Source organism: Mesorhizobium sp. WSM4815, assembly GCF_055811575.1.
In genome coordinates, this window is record NZ_JBVVQS010000089.1 from 114,673 (window position 1) to 132,215 (window position 17,543).

A 17,543-nucleotide genomic window follows, 5' to 3' on the forward strand; every position below is an offset into this window, starting at 1 on the left:
TTTTTCTGAGGCGCTTCCTACCCAGTTGGCACGACTCTTGATGTTCTAGTGGTATGGCGGCATACGCGTCCGACCGGTATCACTGATTCATGCTCTTATTCAGCACTAGAATGGGCCAACAATGACGACCGATATCTCAGCCTATGGTGTGACCGAATTGGCTCCCGAAGAAGCATCTGCAATTTCGGGAGGGATGTTTTGGGCAATAGCTTTCGCGATTTTGGGACGTTCGGCCTTGCAGCTGTAAGCATAGGGGCAAAAGTCGCCGACCCAAATCACTGATTCACCCTTACATTTCAAGCTCTAGGAAAGGAGAAAAAAATGAAGACCAATATGCAAGCTTATGGTGTGACCGAGTTAACGCGCGAAGAAGCATGTGCAACGTCGGGAGGGTGGTTCTGGCTGGCGTCGGCAGTATTTAGCGGAGTTGCTGCGTTAGTATTTGGTATAGCAGCCGTGATAACATATGTTAAGCATCATTAAGATCCATAATATTCGCGACTGCTCTGGGGTTGACCTTTGTCATCTCCAGGCAGCTGTGGCCTGGTTTGTCGCGCTGACAGCGTGATGTTCGGCCCGGCGTGCCGCCGCGCTCTCAATTAAGCCGCCGAAACAAAAAAGCATAAGCGCTGTTCCGGAGCTTCCTGTGCAGTTGGCACGACTCTTGATGTTCTCGTTGGACGGCGGCACACGCCGCCGAGCGTGCATTACTGATTCATCGTATTATTTTGAGCTCTGGGAAAGGAGAAAACAAATGAAGGCGGAAATGTCAGCTTATGGTGTGACCGAATTGGTTCCCGAAGAAGCATCTGCAATTTCGGGAGGGATGTTTTGGGCAATAGCTTTCGCGATTTTGGGGACGTTCGGCCTTGCAGCTGTAAGCATAGGGGCAAAAGTCGCCGACCCAAATCACTGATTCACCCTTACATTTCAAGCTCTAAGAAAGGAGAAAAAATGAAGACCAATCTGCAAGCCTATGGTGTGACCGAGTTAACGCGCGAAGAAGCATGTGCAACGTCCGGAGGGTGGTTCTGGCTGGCGTCGGCAGTATTTGGCGGAGTTGCTGCGATAGCACTGGGTATAGCAGCCGTGATAACATATATTAAGCATCATTAAGAAGATCCATAATATTCGCGCCGCCTGGGGTTGACCTCGGTCACCTCCAGGCAGATGTCGCCTGGTTTGTCGTATGCGTGATGTACGGCCGACGCACTCTCAGTTGGGTTTGGAATAAGCTACAGAACGCCTTTTTGGCCTCTATTTGCGTAGTCGGCATGGGTATTGCCGCCTTTAGGCGCGGGGGAGTGCTGCCGAGCTGCAGAATGATCGCCGACTTTCATCGTTGAATGTTGGAAAGGAAAACAATGGATACCGACATATCAGTATACGGCTTGACCGAGTTAACCCGAGAAGCGGGATCATCGACTTCCGGTGGCCCTTGGTTCATAGCCTCAGTTTCTGCTGTAGGATTCGTTGATGTAGTACGCGCCGAAGACATGGTGGATGATTGGCAACATCATAGATCAATATCATTGTGACCAGCGAGACCGTGATCAATATCTCACTTATTCCTGAACTTGCCAACTGCACTGCAGAGAGCATCCTTTCTCGAGGATCATATAGATCTTTGATCATCTACAAGATTATTTTGCTCTCTGTGGCTGCGGCGCTGGTCTCGCTGCCTTTCATCACAGTAATGGTATCTTTCCAAAGTGCCGGTATTATTCGACCCGCCGTCGAGAAGACGCCCCTGGTGGCGCCGGTCTCCGGACGCATCTCCCGCATCCTTGCCGCCGAAAACGATCTGGTTGCTCAGGGGCAAGAGATCCTCGCCCTCGATGATGGGGTGGTTGAGGAAAAGCTCAGGGCGCTTAAAGGCGATATTCGCGCGAAGAGCGATTTTGCCAGTGACCTCGAAACCCTGATCTCCTCCGGCACGCAAGCCAAGGACCCGATCCGCCTCTTAACCGAGTCAGCCACGGCCGAGCGCGCCCATTTCCTCAACCTGCTGCGGGAGAACCAAAATGCCCGCGATAATGCGGCCGCGGAACTTGAGCGTGCTAAGCGACTGCTCTCCGCTGCTGTAGCACCGGCAAAGTCCGTTGAGGAAAACGCCTTCGCACTTCAGAATGTCGAGATCCAGGGCGAGATCCTCGCCCGGCGCAAATTGGCCGAATGGAACCAGCAGCTGTTCGACGTTAACCTGCGCCTCCAGGAACTCACGGCCACCGTGCATCAGCTTGAGAGCGAACGGGACCTGACTCTCATTCGAGCCCCCGTATCAGGCGCTCTCGAGCAATTCTCGGGCCTCGCTTCCAGCAGCTACGTCCAGGCCGGGCAAACCGTCGCTTGGGTTTCGCCGGATGGTGAACTGGTGGCGGAAATCTTCGTTTCCCCCAACGACATCGGCTTTGTCCGCCCGGGCCAGTCGGTGCGTCTCCAAGTGGATGCCTTCAACTACAATCAATGGGGTGTCATTGACGCGACGGTGCTCGACGTGGCGCACGACTTCACCCTGCACGACGGGAGACCGGTCTTCAAGGTCCGCTGCGCGCTCTCTCGCCGCCACCTCGCCCTCAAGCACGGGGTCATCGGTAACCTGAAGAAAGGCATGACCGTCCGGGCCCGCTTCCTCCTGGGTGACCGCAGTGTCCTGGGACTCCTGTACAACGAGGCCGACGATTGGCTCAATCCGCTCCTGGCGAGCCACTGATCCTTCATTTTCCAAAAAGTCAGCGAGCCGCTATGTCGAGCAAAGCCATCAAGTTCAAGCAGCGCGACATCACCGATTGCGGGGCCGCCAGCCTTGCTTCTGTCGCGGCCTTCTATGGCTACAAGCTGCCGCTGTCGCGCGTCCGGCAGTATGCCTCGACCGACCGCTCCGGCACTACTGTGCTGGGCCTCATGGAAGCGGCCCGGAAGCTGGGCTTCGTTGCCAAGGGGGTAAAGGGTGGCTTCGACAGCCTATACAAGATCCCCAAGCCCGCCATCGCGCACGTAATCGTCAACGAGGTCCTGCATCACTTCGTCGTAGTCCAGGCGATCAATGCCAGGTGGGTCATCGTCATGGACCCAGCCTATGGTGAAATCCGCAAGCTGGCGCACGAGGAATTCAAAAAGCAATGGACTGGCGCCCTGGTGCTCCTGGTTCCGGCAGACACCTTCAAGCGCCGCGACGAGACCAGCTCACCCCTAGGTCGTTTCGTACGTCTGCTTGCGCCACACAAGGCGGCGATGGCGCAGGCTCTCGCCGGGGCCCTGGTGACGACGATCCTTGGGCTCTCGACGGCCATTTACGTCCAGAAAATCGTCGATCATGTGATTACAGCGGGCAACCGAAATCTGCTCAACCTGATGAGCGTCGCCATGCTGCTGATCTTGACTGTACAGGTCGTAATCAATCTCCTCAGAAACCGGCTCGTCCTGCAAACGGGACAGAAGATCGACGTCCACCTAATCCTTGGCTATTACAATCACATCCTAAGCCTGCCTCAGAAGTTCTTCGACACGATGCGCATGGGCGAAATCATTTCCCGCATGAATGACGCGGTGAAGATCAGGAGCTTCCTGAACGACGTCTCGATCAACATGTTCGTCGACGTGCTAATGATACTGTTCTCGTTAGGACTGATGTTCATCTACTCGTGGAAGATCGCGTTGGTCGTAGCGGCCTCCATCCCGTTGTACCTCTCCGTCTATTGGACCATCAACCGGCTGCATAGGAATCGACAGCGCGCCATGATGGAGAACGCTGCCGAACTTGAAACGCAACTGGTGGAGTCACTCGGAGCTGTCTCCACGATCAAGATCTCCGGCATGGAGAGCTTCGCGAACTTCCAGGTGGAGACCCGCTTCATCAAGATGCTTCATTCCGTCTACAGCTCCGGCCTGATCTCGATCTTTGGAGACAGTACCTCGACTTTCCTCGCAACTCTATTCACCATCGTGCTGCTGTGGTTCGGAACGACGCTTGCCCTCGATCAAACCATCACGCCCGGCGAATTACTGTCCTGCTACACCTTGCTGGGCTATGTCACCCGGCCGGTTGCCAGTCTGATTCAGACCAACCGGATCGTTCAGGATGCTTTTATCGCGGCGGATCGCCTGTTCGAGATCTTCGACCTAGAGCCGGGAAGCGGTGGCGGCATCAATGCCGACAAATCCGACATTGGCGACATCCACCTGGAGAAGGTCACGTTCCGCCATGGTAGCCAGCTCGAGCTTTTCCAGGATCTTAGCGTCACCTTCCGTCAGGGGGAAATGACAGCGGTGGTGGGGGAAAGCGGCTCGGGCAAGAGCACCCTTGCGGCGCTGCTGCAGAATGTCTACCCGCTTGAGGGTGGACACATACGGATAGGCCGCTATGCCCTCCAGGACCTCTCGACCGTATCCCTGCGTAAGGTTGTGGCTGCGGTGCCGCAATCGGTCGACGTGTTCTCGGGCTCGGTGATCGACAACATCGCCCTTGGCGAGTTCGAGCCGGACGTCGAAAAGATTCTCCAAATCTGCGATCAAACAGGGCTGCGGGAGGTGATCGAGCGCTGGCCCGGTGGCTTCCAGGCCTATCTAGGCGAAAGCGGCGTACGCCTCTCCGGAGGCGAGAAGCAGCGCCTTGCGTTGGCTCGGGCTCTGTATCGGGATCCGGAGATCCTGATCCTCGACGAAGCAACCTCCTCTCTCGACTCGGTCGCCGAGGCGTTTGTCCTGCGAGTGGTTGAGGATCTGCGTCGGGGCGGCAAGACCATAGTCATCATCTCTCATCGACTCAGCACCGTCCGTTGCGCCGACAAGATAGTGGTCTTGGACAAGGGGCGGGTTGTTGCGGAGGGAAGGCATGCTGATTTGGTGGCAACTGAAGGCGCTTACGCTCGCTTGTGGCGAGTGCAAACCGAAACCAGCTAACAGCTTCAGGTGAGGACATTGCAGATCCCAAGACCAATCATGGCTTCGCGCTGGTGGGCTCATCAGAACGCCATAGGAGCCGTCGGGAGCGCTGAACCGCCCGTCGGTCGAGCGGTCAAAGAAGATCGGCTCCCGCTAGGCTGTGTAGAAGCGGTGAACCTCCTGCCCTGCCGGTAGCTTCACCAGCTGGGGAAGGCGCCTGCCAGGTCTGCGGGAGGAAGTGGCCCGCTCACGCTCCTTGCTCAGGCTGCCGGCAAGCACGGTGGCGATATGGCGGTCCGTGCGGTCGAGCGGTTGGTCGCACCACACTACGTGTAAGGAGATTCTGATGTCGAACATGATGAAGGCGCTGGTCAAGGCCAAGGCCGAGCCGGGCATCTGGATGGAAGAAGTGCCGGTGCCGGAAATCGGCCCGAACGACGTTCTGATCAAGATCAGGAAGACCGCGATCTGCGGTACCGACGTCCACATCTACAATTGGGACCAGTGGGCGCAGAAGACCGTGCCGGTGCCGATGGTGACCGGCCACGAATTCGTCGGCACGGTCGCCGACTTCGGCGCGGCGGTCACCGAATACAAGGTCGGCCAGCGTGTTTCGGGCGAAGGCCACATCGTCTGCGGCCATTGCCGCAATTGCCGGGCGGGCAGGGGGCATCTGTGCCGCAACACCCTCGGCGTCGGCGTCAACCGGCCCGGCGCCTTCGGTGAATATCTGGCGATCCCGCAGCACAACGTCGTGCCGATCCCCGACGACGTGCCCGACGAGATCGCCGCAATCTTCGATCCGCTGGGCAATGCGGTTCACACCGCACTGTCCTTTGATTTGGTCGGCGAGGACGTGCTGGTCACCGGCGCTGGGCCGATCGGCATCATGGCTGCACTGGTGGCGCAGTGCGTCGGTGCGCGAAAAGTGGTCATCACCGACATCAACCCGGTGCGGCTGGCGCTGGCGAAAAAGCTCGGCGTCCAGCATGTGGTCGACGCGTCGAAGGAAAAGCTGCGCGATATCATGCCGGCGCTCGGCATGACCGAAGGTTTTGACGTCGGCCTCGAAATGTCGGGTGCGGCACCCGCCTTCCGCGACATGATCGACACCATGAACAATGGCGGCAAGATCGCCATTTTGGGCATCGCGCCGACCGGCTTCGAGATCGACTGGAACAAGGTCATCTTCAAGATGCTGCATCTCAAGGGCATTTATGGCCGCGAGATGTTCGAGACCTGGTACAAGATGATCGCCCTGGTGCAGGGTCCGCTCGACGTCAGTGGTTTGATCACCCACCGCATCGGCGTGGACGACTATATTTCCGGCTTCGAGGCGATGAAGAGCGGCAATTCCGGCAAGGTGGTGATGGACTGGCAGGGCGACTGGTCGATGTGACTTTGCGGAGGTGCTGACGGGAACGCCACCCTGGCTGCCGTCGATCTCCCCGCGAGGGGCATCGCTGGTGCAAGGCAGTGGCTCATGCCACCAACATGCGACGCTCAATCGTGCCGCGACGTATCACGGCCCAATCGGACGGCTGCGCTTGTGGCCATTCGCCCAGATCGGTCAAGGAATGCTCATTGGCCCCCGACGCGATCGCCTGTTTTCCCAATGCCTAGGATCGAGGTCGAGGTGTTGTGGGCGTTTCAGTTGGCAAGATGGGATATGTGATCTCCGGTCGCTTTCCGGTCAGCGAATTAAGGTAGGCAACGATCCGATCGATTTCGATTTGCGTTAGCTCTTGGCCAAGCTGGGTGGTGCCCATGATGGCGACGGCCTCGCTCAGGTCCCAGACCTTGCCCGAATGAAAGTATGGCGCGGTGATTGCTACGTTGCGCAGCGACGGCACGCGGAAAACATAGGAATCCTCGGGTACATTGGTGACGGCGAATCGTCCCTTGTCGTTCTCCGGCAGAATGTCGGCGCTAGGCTTCTCAACGAGGCCGAATGGATAATAGCCTTCCCCACCAATATTGACACCGGAATGGCAGGACGAGCAGCCCTTTTCGATAAAAAGGGCCAGGCCCTGTTTCTCTTTGGGACCGATGGCGGTCTCATCGCCATTGAGGAAGGCGTCGAAGGGGGCCGGCGTGACCAGTGTCGCCTCGTAGTCTGCGAGTGCATTGACTAGATTGTCGAGGGTGATGGGATTGGCCTCATCCGGGAAAGCTGAATGGAACAACTCCACATATTGCGGCATCGATTTGAACGTCTCGACCACTCGATGCGGTGTGTTGGCCATTTCGACACCGGCCTGTATCGGCCCTTTGGCCTGAGCTTTCAGGTCTTCGGCGCGACCGTCCCAAAACTGTGATTTGTTGAAGACAGAGTTAAACACCGTCGGCGCGTTGCGCTGCCCCTTCTGCCAACCATGGCCAATCGAAGTTTCACGATTGTCGTCGCCCCCGGTGGCCAGGTTGTGGCACGAGTTGCAGGAGAAAACGCCTGAGGACGAGAGGCGTGGATCGAAGAACAGTGCCTTGCCGAGGGCAATCCTGTCCGGCGTGCTCGGGTTGTTGGCGAGCGCCGGCGTGAATGGCAAGGGCTTGAAGGTGGCCAGTGCCGTTTCTCTGAGGTCTGGCGGAATGGACTGCGCAGCAAAAGCTGTGGCTGCCACAAGCGCAACAGCCACCGCAGGGAATAGAATTTTCATAAATGGAGTCCTTACGATGTGCACGGAAACCATTCTCCACATGCGGCCTGCGAACGCCCTGCGCTAGATCAGCGGATCGAGGGAATCGTGCCTGTCGACCAAGCCAATCGAGCGGCGGAGACATTGACTGCGATTCATCGCCCGACGGCGGATTCAATGGTGGCGCGCGCGCAGTCGCTGTTTGTTCGCCTGAGGGTTTGGTCGGTTCTGTGGCCTGTCGCCACATGCTGGCGCAACGCCAGCCTGTTTCATACGCGCAAGCTTTTCTGCCCCCATCGAGTGCACGGCTCATGGTTTACAAGGTTTCTGCGTCTTCCCTCTGCAATTCAGACGGACGAGATCGGAACGGAAAGGCGGACACTGGCGCAGTTATGGGACAGCGACTACCAGGCAGATCAGTGTCACGACCGCGTGATGTGGTGCTATAGACCTCAATCTTGGACGAGCAACGAACAATCCTGTCGTGACATTTGTTGCTTTCACCGGAAATCACCACTAGAAGCGACGCTCCGCAGACCAATCCACCGGAGAGTTTCATGCCAGAAGAAGACTTCAAAAACATCGACAACCTCATCCAGCTTACCACAGATGTTGTCTCAGCCTATGTTTCCAACAATCCCGTTCCGGTGGGGGACCTTTCAGCCCTGATCGGCCAAGTGCACGAAGCTTTGAAGGGCACGGCGGCCGGTCGCGTCTCGGCACAAGAGCCGACGGTGTTGACGCCGGCGGTCCCGATCAGAAAATCGGTGACGCCGGACTACATTGTCTCCCTTGAGGATGGGAAGAAATTCAAATCGCTAAAGCGTCATCTGTCGACCCATTACGGGCTGAGCCCTAATGAATATCGCGCCAAATGGGGTCTGCCGGCGGACTATCCCATGGTCGCGCCGAACTATGCGGCTGCCCGCTCTGCGTTGGCCAAGACAATGGGACTCGGCCGCAAACCGAAAGAGCCTGAAGTCTCGGCGCCGGAGAAGCGGTCCAGAAAGAAGGTACCAGCGTGACTTCTTCCTCATCCAGACCCGCTGTGGGGCTGGCGGCTCGATCGGCATGATGTGAGCGAAACATCGAAAGGCGGGATCAAATCCCGCCTTTTCCTTGCACGGTGTGATTACACGGCGCGAAGCGGAATGGAATTGACATAGCGCAGAGACACAGGAGATCGCAGGGGTAAAAGGAGGACAGTTGTCAACTTGGGAGGGAAACTGTTGCAGACTTCTATCCTGAAAGAACATCGCGAGGCTCTCCTGCCTTGGTACACCATCTATCCGACTGTGCCGGAGTTCTCCGCAGCGGTCGGCGCAGAAAGCTATGAGGAATGGCTAAGAGGTCTGCCGGCTGACGATCCGGTGTCGCTCTATCTCCACATTCCGTTCTGCCGATCGATTTGCTGGTATTGCGGCTTTCCGACCACGATTGCCCGCAACCATGGTCCGATCCTCGACTATGTGGCCGATCTGCGTGACGAGATCCGTTTGGTCTCGGAGCAAGTGCCGCAGAGGCTCGTCGTGAACGACGTGCATTTCGGCGGTGGAACCCCGACCCTGATCGGGGCAGCGGAATTCTTGGCCATGATCGAACTCCTGCGCCGCCGCTTCGCGTTCAGGGAGCCCGCTACGATCGCCGTCGAAATTGACCCGCGCACGTTCACGCGCGAGATCGCCGAGGCACTGGGAGCAGCCAATGTGAGCCGCGCGAGTCTCGGGGTGCAGAGTTTTGATCCAATTGTTCAGAAAGCGATCAACCGGGTCCAGAGCGAGGCGCAGACGGCCGCTGCCGTCGAAGAGCTGCGCCGGCATGGAGTAAGCGGCATCAACGTCGATCTCATGTTCGGTCTCCCGAATCAGACGGTAGAGTCCTGCGTCCAGACTGCGGCGGCAACCGCCGCCATGCGTCCCAACCGACTTGCGGTGTTCGGCTACGCGCATATTCCATCGGTGATCAAGAATCAGCGCCTGATCGAGAAGACTGCTCTGCCGGACAGCGTCGCCCGCGCCGAACAGGCTGCGGCCGTGGCAGATACGCTGGTTGCGGCCGGCTACCGAGAGATCGGCCTCGACCATTTCGCCTTGCCGGACGACGAACTTACGCTGGCGCAGACCCGCGGTCGGCTACGCCGTAACTCGCTGGGTTACTCGGCCGACACCTGCAAAACCGTGATCGGTTTCGGCGCGTCGGCTATCGGGCGGGTCGGCGATGGTTACGTCCAGAACGAGGTGACACACGAGTCCTACAGCCGGCACATAGCAGGTGGCCGTCTGGCAACGTCAAAAGGCTACCGGCTCACAGACGAAGACCGCGTGCGAGCCGCAATCATCGAGCGGCTGATGTGCGATTTGGAGGCCGATGTGCCGGCAATCTGTGCGGCATATGGATTCGATCCAATCCGCTTTCTCGATTCAACTGAACGCCTGGCGAAGCTGGCCGAGGACGGGGTAGTGGACATCGAAAACGGTCTCATCCGGGTGCGGCAGGAGCATCGCTTCGTGATTCGCGCTGTTGCTGCCGCATTCGATGCTTTTCTCGACCGGGTTGTCCCATAAGCACAGCCAAGCAGCGTGAGGGGCGCCAAAGCGATAAGCTCGTGCCAAACGGCACGCTCGTAAAACTGCCGCAGGCCCCGGTCACGGCGCCCCTGCGCGGATTGAAGTGTTGGACGTTCCCGAATGGACGAGCGTGCCGCCCACAACGCGTCACAGTCATACAACGGTCACTGGTTTTGTGAGATGCCCGGCCGGTCGACATCTGTGCCTATGAATACTACCGTTTCGCAGGCAAGAAACTGGCGGAACGACAAGACCGTCGGCGCGATGATCTCGTCCATCGCTCGCGCATTACGTGTACATCGCATCAAGTTCGATGCGGCAGGCTTTTATTCGTCAGTGATAAGATCAACAGTTTTGGGGTTATGGACGGAAACTAGCCTAGCCTAGCCACAACTAATAGCGACGTGGGTACGATCCGAGAATTCTCAGGCCATCAATCTCCGCCAACGCGGCCAGCGCCGGGTGCGTCAAAACGTGTCCAGCGACATCGATGACATACTGATGGGTGTCTAGCCGCTCGCAGGTCGGACGCTGATAGACATTGAGAACGGCTAAATTGTCATTCGAGAACCTGTTCAGAACACAACCGAGATTTTCCTCTGAAACGCGGAGGTGAAGTGTCGTCCGGTCAAATCCTGTCGGCGCAGGGGTCCTGTGCCCGAGCACCCACCACCGCGTAACGTTATGCAGCCCTTCTTCAATTCCTGTTCGCAATATCTGCAGATTGTACAGCTTGGCACCAAGCGCAGGACCAAATGCCGCTATCGAGGGAGATTTTTGCTTAGCGACGAAAGATGTCGCTCCCGTACAGCTCTCTCGCTCGACATTGGGCATGTTCTCGTCGAGCCACCCGGCCACCTCCTGCAAGGCCACGGGGTGGCCCACCACCTTAGCGATCATCGAGAAACTCGCATCCTTGCTGGCCATGAGGCTGTAGCTCAGGACCTTCGGGTACTCGGCGATAATCGTGGGAGACCTCAAGCTCAAGACTTGGTCGAGGTAGGGAGTGGCTCCGACCAGAGAGGTCGTAGCTGGGACGCATGCAACGTCGACGCAGCCATTCTCATATGCTTCGAACAATCCGTCGCTGAACGGAACGAGTTCAACTTGGTCACCAAAGAGGTCCAGCGAGGCTTGATGGGTCCAGGTCCCCTCAGGGCCAATGTACCCTGCCCGCTTGATCCAGGAGGTGTCGATCGCTGGAGGCTGGCTGAATTGCTCGTTCATTCCCCGGCACGCTCGATCGAGAATGCGATAAGCATCTGCTGCAGAAATTAAGAGGGCTGGGACCCGCCCCTCTTCGCTTGCAACATCGTGTGGCAGTAGAATTTAGCAGCTTGCTACAATCCGCTGCCCCAGTCGGCGGGGATCCGTGTTCTTGCCCGCTCCTATGGCGCGGTCAGTGGCACTTCTGCCCGGCTCTTGCCGGGCAGAAGCAGAAAAAGGTCAGCCAGCTTTGCTGAGACTGCCAGCGGATGATTTGCCAGTACGGCGGTCCTGTTCGACCTCGTAGTTGATCTTCTGGCCCTCATTAAGGGTCGAGAGGCCTGCTCGTTCGACAGCGGAAATGTGGACGAAAACGTCCTGACCTCCGTTGTCAGGCTGGATAAAACCGAATCCCTTAGTGCTGTTGAACCACTTCACCGTTCCAGTCGCCATAGTGTATTCCTTTGTAACCATTCAATGTAGGCAGGCCATAAGCCAGGTCCGCTTCATATCCGAGACTTTAGGGCAGCAAAAGCTAAAATAGCAAAAGCCCGGTCAAATCGCTAAAGCGGCTCGCAAGCTCCATCATGACCGCCTGTCGCGGACAGCGTCTCCCGCGCTGGCGCTTCAAATGGCAAACACAAGTTCTGAAACGCTCCGGTAAATTCCAGAACCGCGTCTATCGCTGGTTTGGAGTCCTGTTAGGGACCTGCGATCGGCCGATGTGAGCAAGAGTACGCGGACCAGCAACTACGGGCGCGCGCTAACGCCACCATCTTCGCCGCAGTCCTAAGGGTATTTCACCTAGCCACCTCTTTAAGCGGCAAGGCTCCCCAGTCGGCGGTGTCTGACGTCGGACAATGTCGGAGGTAGGCAACACAGAGTCCGTTGAATCGCATCGCCGAAACGGCTTTCTCATCTGGCACGGTTCCTGCGGGGTCATGCAAAACGCGCAGGAGAGTCGTCCCATGATCCCCACACAGAAAAATGCCGCCCCACCTTTCGCCGACCTACTCAAAACTGACATCCCAGCCGGGCCTGGCAGCATTGTGAGGGCTCGTCTGGACCGGCGCTGCCCACGGATCCACCTTCTCCCAGTGGGGGCGACAGGGACGCAGCACCTTCAAATTGAGGGACAACTCACTTCCCTGCGAACCTTGTCCATCGCCCGGTCACCACAACCGAAGCCACCGTCTGCTTGGCTGCGGGGCGCACTTTTTGCGACCGCGCTGGCATTTCTGACCACCGCGCCGTCTCCGGCGGCCGCCTATGACATAGCGAATTTCCTGCTCGACAACGGCATGGAGGTGGTCGTCATACCCGATCACCGCGCGCCCATCGTCACCCATATGGTGTGGTACAAGGTCGGCAGTGCCGACGAACCTCCGGGCAAATCCGGCATCGCGCATTTCTTCGAGCATCTGATGTTCAAAGGGACGGCCAATCACGGCGCCGGCGAGTTGGACCGCGCGGTGGCGGAGATCGGGGGCTCGCTAAACGCCTTCACCTCTTACGATTATACTGCCTTCTACGAAAGAGTGGCGCCCTCGGCAGTGGAGCAGATGATGAGCTTCGAGGCTGATCGCATGCGCAATCTCACCCTCACGGATGACGTCATCAACACCGAGCGGGACGTGGTCCGCGAGGAGCGTCGCTTGAGGGTCGATAACAATCCGGAGGCGCTTCTCGATGAGGAGGTCGTCACGACGCTCTGGCAGAGCCAACCCTACCGGATCCCGGTGATCGGCTGGATGCACGAGATCGAGAAGCTGGACCGCAACGACGCCGTGGCTTTTTATGACAAGTACTGGCCGAACAACGCCGTGCTGGTGGTGGCAGGCGACGTCGAGCCCGAGGCCGTGAAGGCGCTGGCCGAGAAGACCTATGGCAAGGTCCCGCGTGGACCAGATCTGCCGCCACGCGAACGCCCGTCTGAGCCGGTGCAGAACACCAGGCGCACATTGACGCTAAGGGATGGCCGCGTTTCGGTCCCCACCTTTTCCAGATATTGGGTGGTGCCGTCCTATCGCACCGCCGAGCCCGGCGAAGCCGAGGCGCTGGACCTGCTGGCACAGATTCTCGCCGGGGGCAACCGCAGCCGGCTGTACCAGGAGCTCGTTGTGAAGCAGGGCATAGCCGCAGCGGCCGACGCTGATTTCGATGGCACCATGCTGGATGCTGGCAAGTTCAGCATCCGTGGCTGGCCGCGCGGCAAGGCGAAGCTTGCGGATATCGAGGCCGCAGTCGACGCCGAGATAGCGAGCATCGCCAGGAACGGCATCACCAGCGACGAACTGGAGAAGACGAAAAACCGCTATATCCGCTCGTTCATCTTCGCCCATGACGAGCAGGTCTCCGTCGCTGGCATGTATGGCGCCACGCTTGCCACAGGCGGCAATGTGAAAGACGTCGAGGAATGGCCGGACCGCATCCGCAAGGTCACGGCCGATCAGGTTAAGGCCGTTGCCGCCCGCTACCTCGTGTCCGACCATTCGACCACCGGCTATCTCCTGCCCAAGGAAAATTGATATGATGACGAACCAATTCCGCAGGGCCATTCCACAGGCATTGCCCTCTCCTTTTGGACAAGGCTGGCGCCTCGCCTCCTGGCTGGCTGTCCTTTGCCTTGCTATTTTCTTCCTCACCCTGCCAGCGTGTACCGCCCGTGCTGCGGCGAACATCCAGGAGGTGAAATCTGAAAAGGGGATCACCGCCTGGCTGGTGGAAGACCATAAGCTGCCGATCGTCACGCTCCAGTTCGTGTTTGACGGCGGCACCAGCCAGGACCCGGCCGGTAAGGAGGGGCTTGCCAATTTGATGACCGGCTTGTTCGACGAGGGCGCAGGCGATCACGGCGGCGACACCTTTCAGGTGCGGCTCGATGATGCCGGCGCTGAGATGAGCTTCCACGCGCGGCCTGACGGCATCTATGGCTCGGTGCGCATGCTTTCCCAGCGCCAGGACGCCGCTTTCGATCTCATCAGGCTCGCGTTGAACAGGCCCCGCTTCGATCAGGAACCCTTTGACCGAATCCGCGCTCAGCTTCTCTCCGGCATTATTGCCAACGAGCGCGAACCTCACGCGATCGGCAGGGATGCATGGCGGCGCAGGCTCTACGGCGCGCATCCGTATTCGAGGCCGCCCGAGGGCACCAAGGAAAGCCTGGCCCGCATAACGCCCGCCGATCTAAGCGCCTTCCACAAGGCCGCTTTCGCCCGCGAGGGGCTGCACGTGGCGGTTGTCGGCGACATCGATGCCAAAGCCCTGAGTGCAAGGCTCGACCAGTTGTTCGGCGATTTGCCTCAGAAGCAGGCGCTCGCCCAGGTACCTGATGTCACCCCGAAGCTCGGCCAGTGGACGTTGGTCGCATACGCCCTGCCCCAGACTTCTCTCCAGCTGGCTTTTCCCGGCGTCGGACGCAGCGACCCGGAATTCTATGCCGCGCAGCTGATTAACGATATACTCGGAGGCTCGCCATTCACCTCACGTCTGTTCCAGGAAGTGCGGGAAAAGCGTGGCCTGGCCTACGGTGTGTCCTCTAGTTTGGAAGGCCACCAGCATTCCAACACGCTTGTCGTGACCACGTCGACGCGCGCCGACAGGGCGGCGGAGACGCTCGACCTGATTAGACAAGTAATCAAGGAGCTGGTGGACACCGGGCCAACAGCGGCCGAGCTCGAAGCGAGCAAAAAGTATCTGATCGGGGCCTATGCTATGAGCAATCTGGGTTCCTCCACGGCGGTTTCAGCCACGCTTCTCAGGCTGCAGCTCGACAAGCGCGGCATAGACTACATCCAGCACCGCCCTGCCCTCATCGAGCAGGTGACGCTCGACCAGGTCAGGGCGGCGGCGAAGAAACTGCTGTCGGCCGAGCCCGCCATTATGGGCGTTGGCCCGCGGCTAACTGGTGTCCCGTGACAGCGAATAATCCCGCGCTCTAAGAATAGATGCTGAAGGACTCCGCCCACATACGTTTGGCTGATTCGACTATGGTGCGGCAGGATGAACGCCTTGATTTCTGCCTGCTCGCCCGCAGACTAGGCTCTCGCCCGGCGGCTCGACTGCCGAGCGAGAGACCGTCGACGTCCGAGAAGGTATTAACTTTCGCGTATTTGAAATACGTGAAAGTTCAATTCTCTTAACATCTGGAGCTCAGTATGCTAACTTTCCCGTACTTCACATACGAGAAAGTTAGAAAATGACCCTTCACCTCGTCGGGGAAAACATCGATAAAACCCGCAGCCACTATCAGGCTGAAACGGGCAAGCTCGTCCAGCTAATGCGCGGCATCTATGTCGATGCCGGGGAGGATATCGAGGCCACGATACTCAAACACGCCGTCCGCATCGCCAAATACCTGTATCCCAACGCTTACCTCTCGGCGGCGAGCGCTGTCCTTCTCGGCCCGACCCGCGATGGCCGTCTGTTCCTGAGCGGGCGACGAATACAGCGCACGCGCTTGCGCTCGCTGGAAATCATTCAGAACGCAGCTCCCGACCACCCATCAGTCGCTCAAGCGAATGTCGATGATGGCATGGGAGAATTCCGGATCGACGTCTCCTCGCTGCGCCAGCGCTTCCTCGAAGCTTTCCGCCTGCGCAGCGAACACGCGGCATCCATCGATGAGACGATGCGCGAGACAATCGCGAACCGCCTCATAGAAGAATACGGCAGCGCCCACGGCGCTGCCGACGCGACATGGGCGCTTGCCCGCGAAAATCAGTGGTATCGCGAAGGCGAGCACGCTGAGCGCTTCCTGCTGCGCCGTCCAGTGACCGCAGAGCCTGCGCGCAATGAAGCCGCGTTCGATCTGATCGTAGCGTGGCACGGCGCTCCGCTCGGCAATCTCAAACATGATGGTTTTGAGTGGCGCTGGAATCCAGACGATCAGGATGGCCCGCCACTTGTTCGCCAGACCACGCCGGGCAAGCTCCCTCCTTTCATCCTCTCGCTGCTGCCTGAAGGCTGGCTTGAGTCGGTGTTGAATGACCGCGACGAGCGCGCGACGCTGCGCTCGGGCAAACGCTACATGTCCAACATCACCATCGTCGAGCGTGCGAGCGATCTCTCCGCCCTGCCGCCCGACCTCCTGCTAACCCGGCTCACTGGCTTCACTAGAAATTCTATCTTCACTGGCCAGTATGCAGGGCCGGGTCGGGGCGATCTGGAGCAGAGCTTCGAGCGCAATCTGGCGCAGATTTTCGAGCGTACCGATACGCCCCGTTTATCGGGCGTTCAGATCAAAGCGCCGATGTTCCTCGATATCGACGGTACTCTCTCCCCCAGTACCGGCAAACCGTTCACCCATATCCTCAAGCCTGCCGGTACAGGTGGATTTGAACCCCTGCCGGTTATCGAATGGCAGTCGCTCGCTTTGGGCAGCGCGGCCGGTTTCAAGACGCCCGCGACGGCGCTCGTCCCCATGCCTGACGGGATGCCTCCGGCGCTCCTCATCGAGCGGTTCGACATTAGAACGAGCCTTGACGACAAGCACCTTTTGGCGCTTGAGGATTTTTGCTCAGTGCTCGGTGTGCCCACGGAAGCAAAATACGACGGCACAATGGAGCGAATCGCGCGGGCACTAAGACCGCTATCGACCTCCCCCGAAGACGACGTCCTGCTTGTCCTCAGGCGATCCTTATTCGCCTGGCTGATCGCCGATGGCGACATGCACCTGAAGAACATAGCACTGCTGAAAATCGCAGAGCCCGGCAGCGCGCAGTTCAGCTCAGTCCGCATGGCTCCGCTCTACGACGCGGTCACGACTCGCGTGTTTCCACATCTCGAAAAAGACCGGATGGCCCTCAAGCTGAACGGCAGAGACGATCGTCTGCGGCGCGCCGACTTCAAGGCTTTCGCGAGCACGGCTGGCATCAAGGCAGCCGATGCGGATAGCAGCATCGACGATCTCGTTGCAGCCCTCTCACGCGCTCTCAACCACCTCGAATTGCCGCCGCCTCTATCAGACGGCTCTCAAGGCGCGAAGATGGCGGAGCAAATGCGCGCGATTGTCCACGAACGCATCGATGGGTTTGCGTAGATGATGATCTAACTGATATGCCGGTTTCCAAGGACCGCACTTCCCAGCGTGGTAGACGGGACCTCCCGGACAAAGCTTGGCAAGGGCTCAAAAGTTCCGGCTAGTGATAGATGCTCAGTGGAGGGGCCGTACTAGGGGCCCTATCCGATGTCCATTGTTCAGTTTGCACATGGTGAGAACCGCAAGCCATCGACCAGAAGAGTTCAAGAA

Annotated in this window: 14 protein-coding genes; 11 read left to right on the forward strand and 3 right to left on the reverse strand. The window is 58.6% G+C overall.

Annotated elements, in window-relative coordinates; all coding sequences use genetic code 11:
• Positions 1–321: 321 nt before the first annotated feature.
• From AC0L2B_RS12195 to tdh, 6 genes are all read left to right on the forward strand, one after another.
• Entirely contained in the window at positions 322–483 is a 162-nt protein-coding gene (locus AC0L2B_RS12195; protein WP_156768248.1) for a hypothetical protein, read from the forward strand.
• 271 nt (positions 484–754) lie between these two features.
• Positions 755–916, forward strand: a complete 162-nt coding sequence (locus tag AC0L2B_RS12200) for a hypothetical protein (RefSeq protein ID WP_163603080.1) — start codon at positions 755–757, stop codon at positions 914–916.
• A 38-nt stretch (positions 917–954) separates the two neighbouring features.
• The gene (locus tag AC0L2B_RS12205) at positions 955–1,116 is read left to right on the forward strand and encodes a hypothetical protein (protein WP_156768246.1); all 162 of its coding nucleotides are present in this window, start codon (positions 955–957) and stop codon (positions 1,114–1,116) included.
• Positions 1,117–1,627: 511 nt separating this feature from the next.
• A complete protein-coding gene (locus AC0L2B_RS12210) occupies positions 1,628–2,713 on the forward strand; it encodes an HlyD family secretion protein (RefSeq protein ID WP_473745495.1) in 1,086 nt (361 codons plus the stop codon).
• A gap of 32 nt (positions 2,714–2,745) precedes the next feature.
• On the forward strand, positions 2,746–4,902 hold the full coding sequence (locus AC0L2B_RS12215) for a peptidase domain-containing ABC transporter (protein ID WP_473745496.1): 2,157 nt from the start codon (positions 2,746–2,748) through the stop codon (positions 4,900–4,902).
• Between the two features lie 328 nt (positions 4,903–5,230).
• Complete coding sequence (gene tdh / locus AC0L2B_RS12220; protein WP_473745497.1) at positions 5,231–6,283, forward strand: L-threonine 3-dehydrogenase; 1,053 nt, start codon at positions 5,231–5,233, stop codon at positions 6,281–6,283.
• A 220-nt stretch (positions 6,284–6,503) separates the two neighbouring features.
• On the opposite strand, the gene AC0L2B_RS12225 is transcribed toward tdh, so the two are convergent.
• Positions 6,504–7,541 (reverse strand): cytochrome-c peroxidase, encoded by a 1,038-nt coding sequence (locus AC0L2B_RS12225; protein WP_095780368.1) that lies wholly within the window; start codon positions 7,539–7,541, stop codon positions 6,504–6,506.
• Positions 7,542–8,077: 536 nt separating this feature from the next.
• Here AC0L2B_RS12225 and AC0L2B_RS12230 point away from each other — a divergent pair.
• On the forward strand, positions 8,078–8,545 hold the full coding sequence (locus AC0L2B_RS12230; RefSeq protein WP_065011147.1) for a Ros/MucR family transcriptional regulator: 468 nt from the start codon (positions 8,078–8,080) through the stop codon (positions 8,543–8,545).
• Positions 8,546–8,749: 204 nt separating this feature from the next.
• The gene (gene hemN, locus AC0L2B_RS12235; protein ID WP_473513504.1) at positions 8,750–10,084 is read left to right on the forward strand and encodes an oxygen-independent coproporphyrinogen III oxidase; all 1,335 of its coding nucleotides are present in this window, start codon (positions 8,750–8,752) and stop codon (positions 10,082–10,084) included.
• A gap of 396 nt (positions 10,085–10,480) precedes the next feature.
• Here the strand turns inward: hemN and AC0L2B_RS12240 are convergent, their stop codons facing one another.
• Positions 10,481–11,314 (reverse strand): prephenate dehydratase, encoded by an 834-nt coding sequence (locus AC0L2B_RS12240; RefSeq protein ID WP_473513472.1) that lies wholly within the window; start codon positions 11,312–11,314, stop codon positions 10,481–10,483.
• A gap of 219 nt (positions 11,315–11,533) precedes the next feature.
• Complete coding sequence (locus AC0L2B_RS12245) at positions 11,534–11,746, reverse strand: cold-shock protein (protein WP_008874821.1); 213 nt, start codon at positions 11,744–11,746, stop codon at positions 11,534–11,536.
• Positions 11,747–12,234: 488 nt separating this feature from the next.
• Between AC0L2B_RS12245 and AC0L2B_RS12250 the strand changes: the two genes are divergently transcribed.
• From AC0L2B_RS12250 to AC0L2B_RS12260, 3 genes are all read left to right on the forward strand, one after another.
• Positions 12,235–13,821 carry a M16 family metallopeptidase gene (locus AC0L2B_RS12250; RefSeq protein WP_473745498.1) on the forward strand — a complete coding sequence of 529 codons (1,587 nt, stop codon included), beginning with the start codon at positions 12,235–12,237 and terminating at the stop codon, positions 13,819–13,821.
• A gap of 4 nt (positions 13,822–13,825) precedes the next feature.
• Positions 13,826–15,211, forward strand: a complete 1,386-nt coding sequence (locus tag AC0L2B_RS12255; RefSeq protein ID WP_473745535.1) for a M16 family metallopeptidase — start codon at positions 13,826–13,828, stop codon at positions 15,209–15,211.
• A gap of 280 nt (positions 15,212–15,491) precedes the next feature.
• Entirely contained in the window at positions 15,492–17,333 is a 1,842-nt protein-coding gene (locus tag AC0L2B_RS12260) for a type II toxin-antitoxin system HipA family toxin (protein ID WP_473745500.1), read from the forward strand.
• The last annotated feature ends 210 nt before the right edge of the window (positions 17,334–17,543 follow it).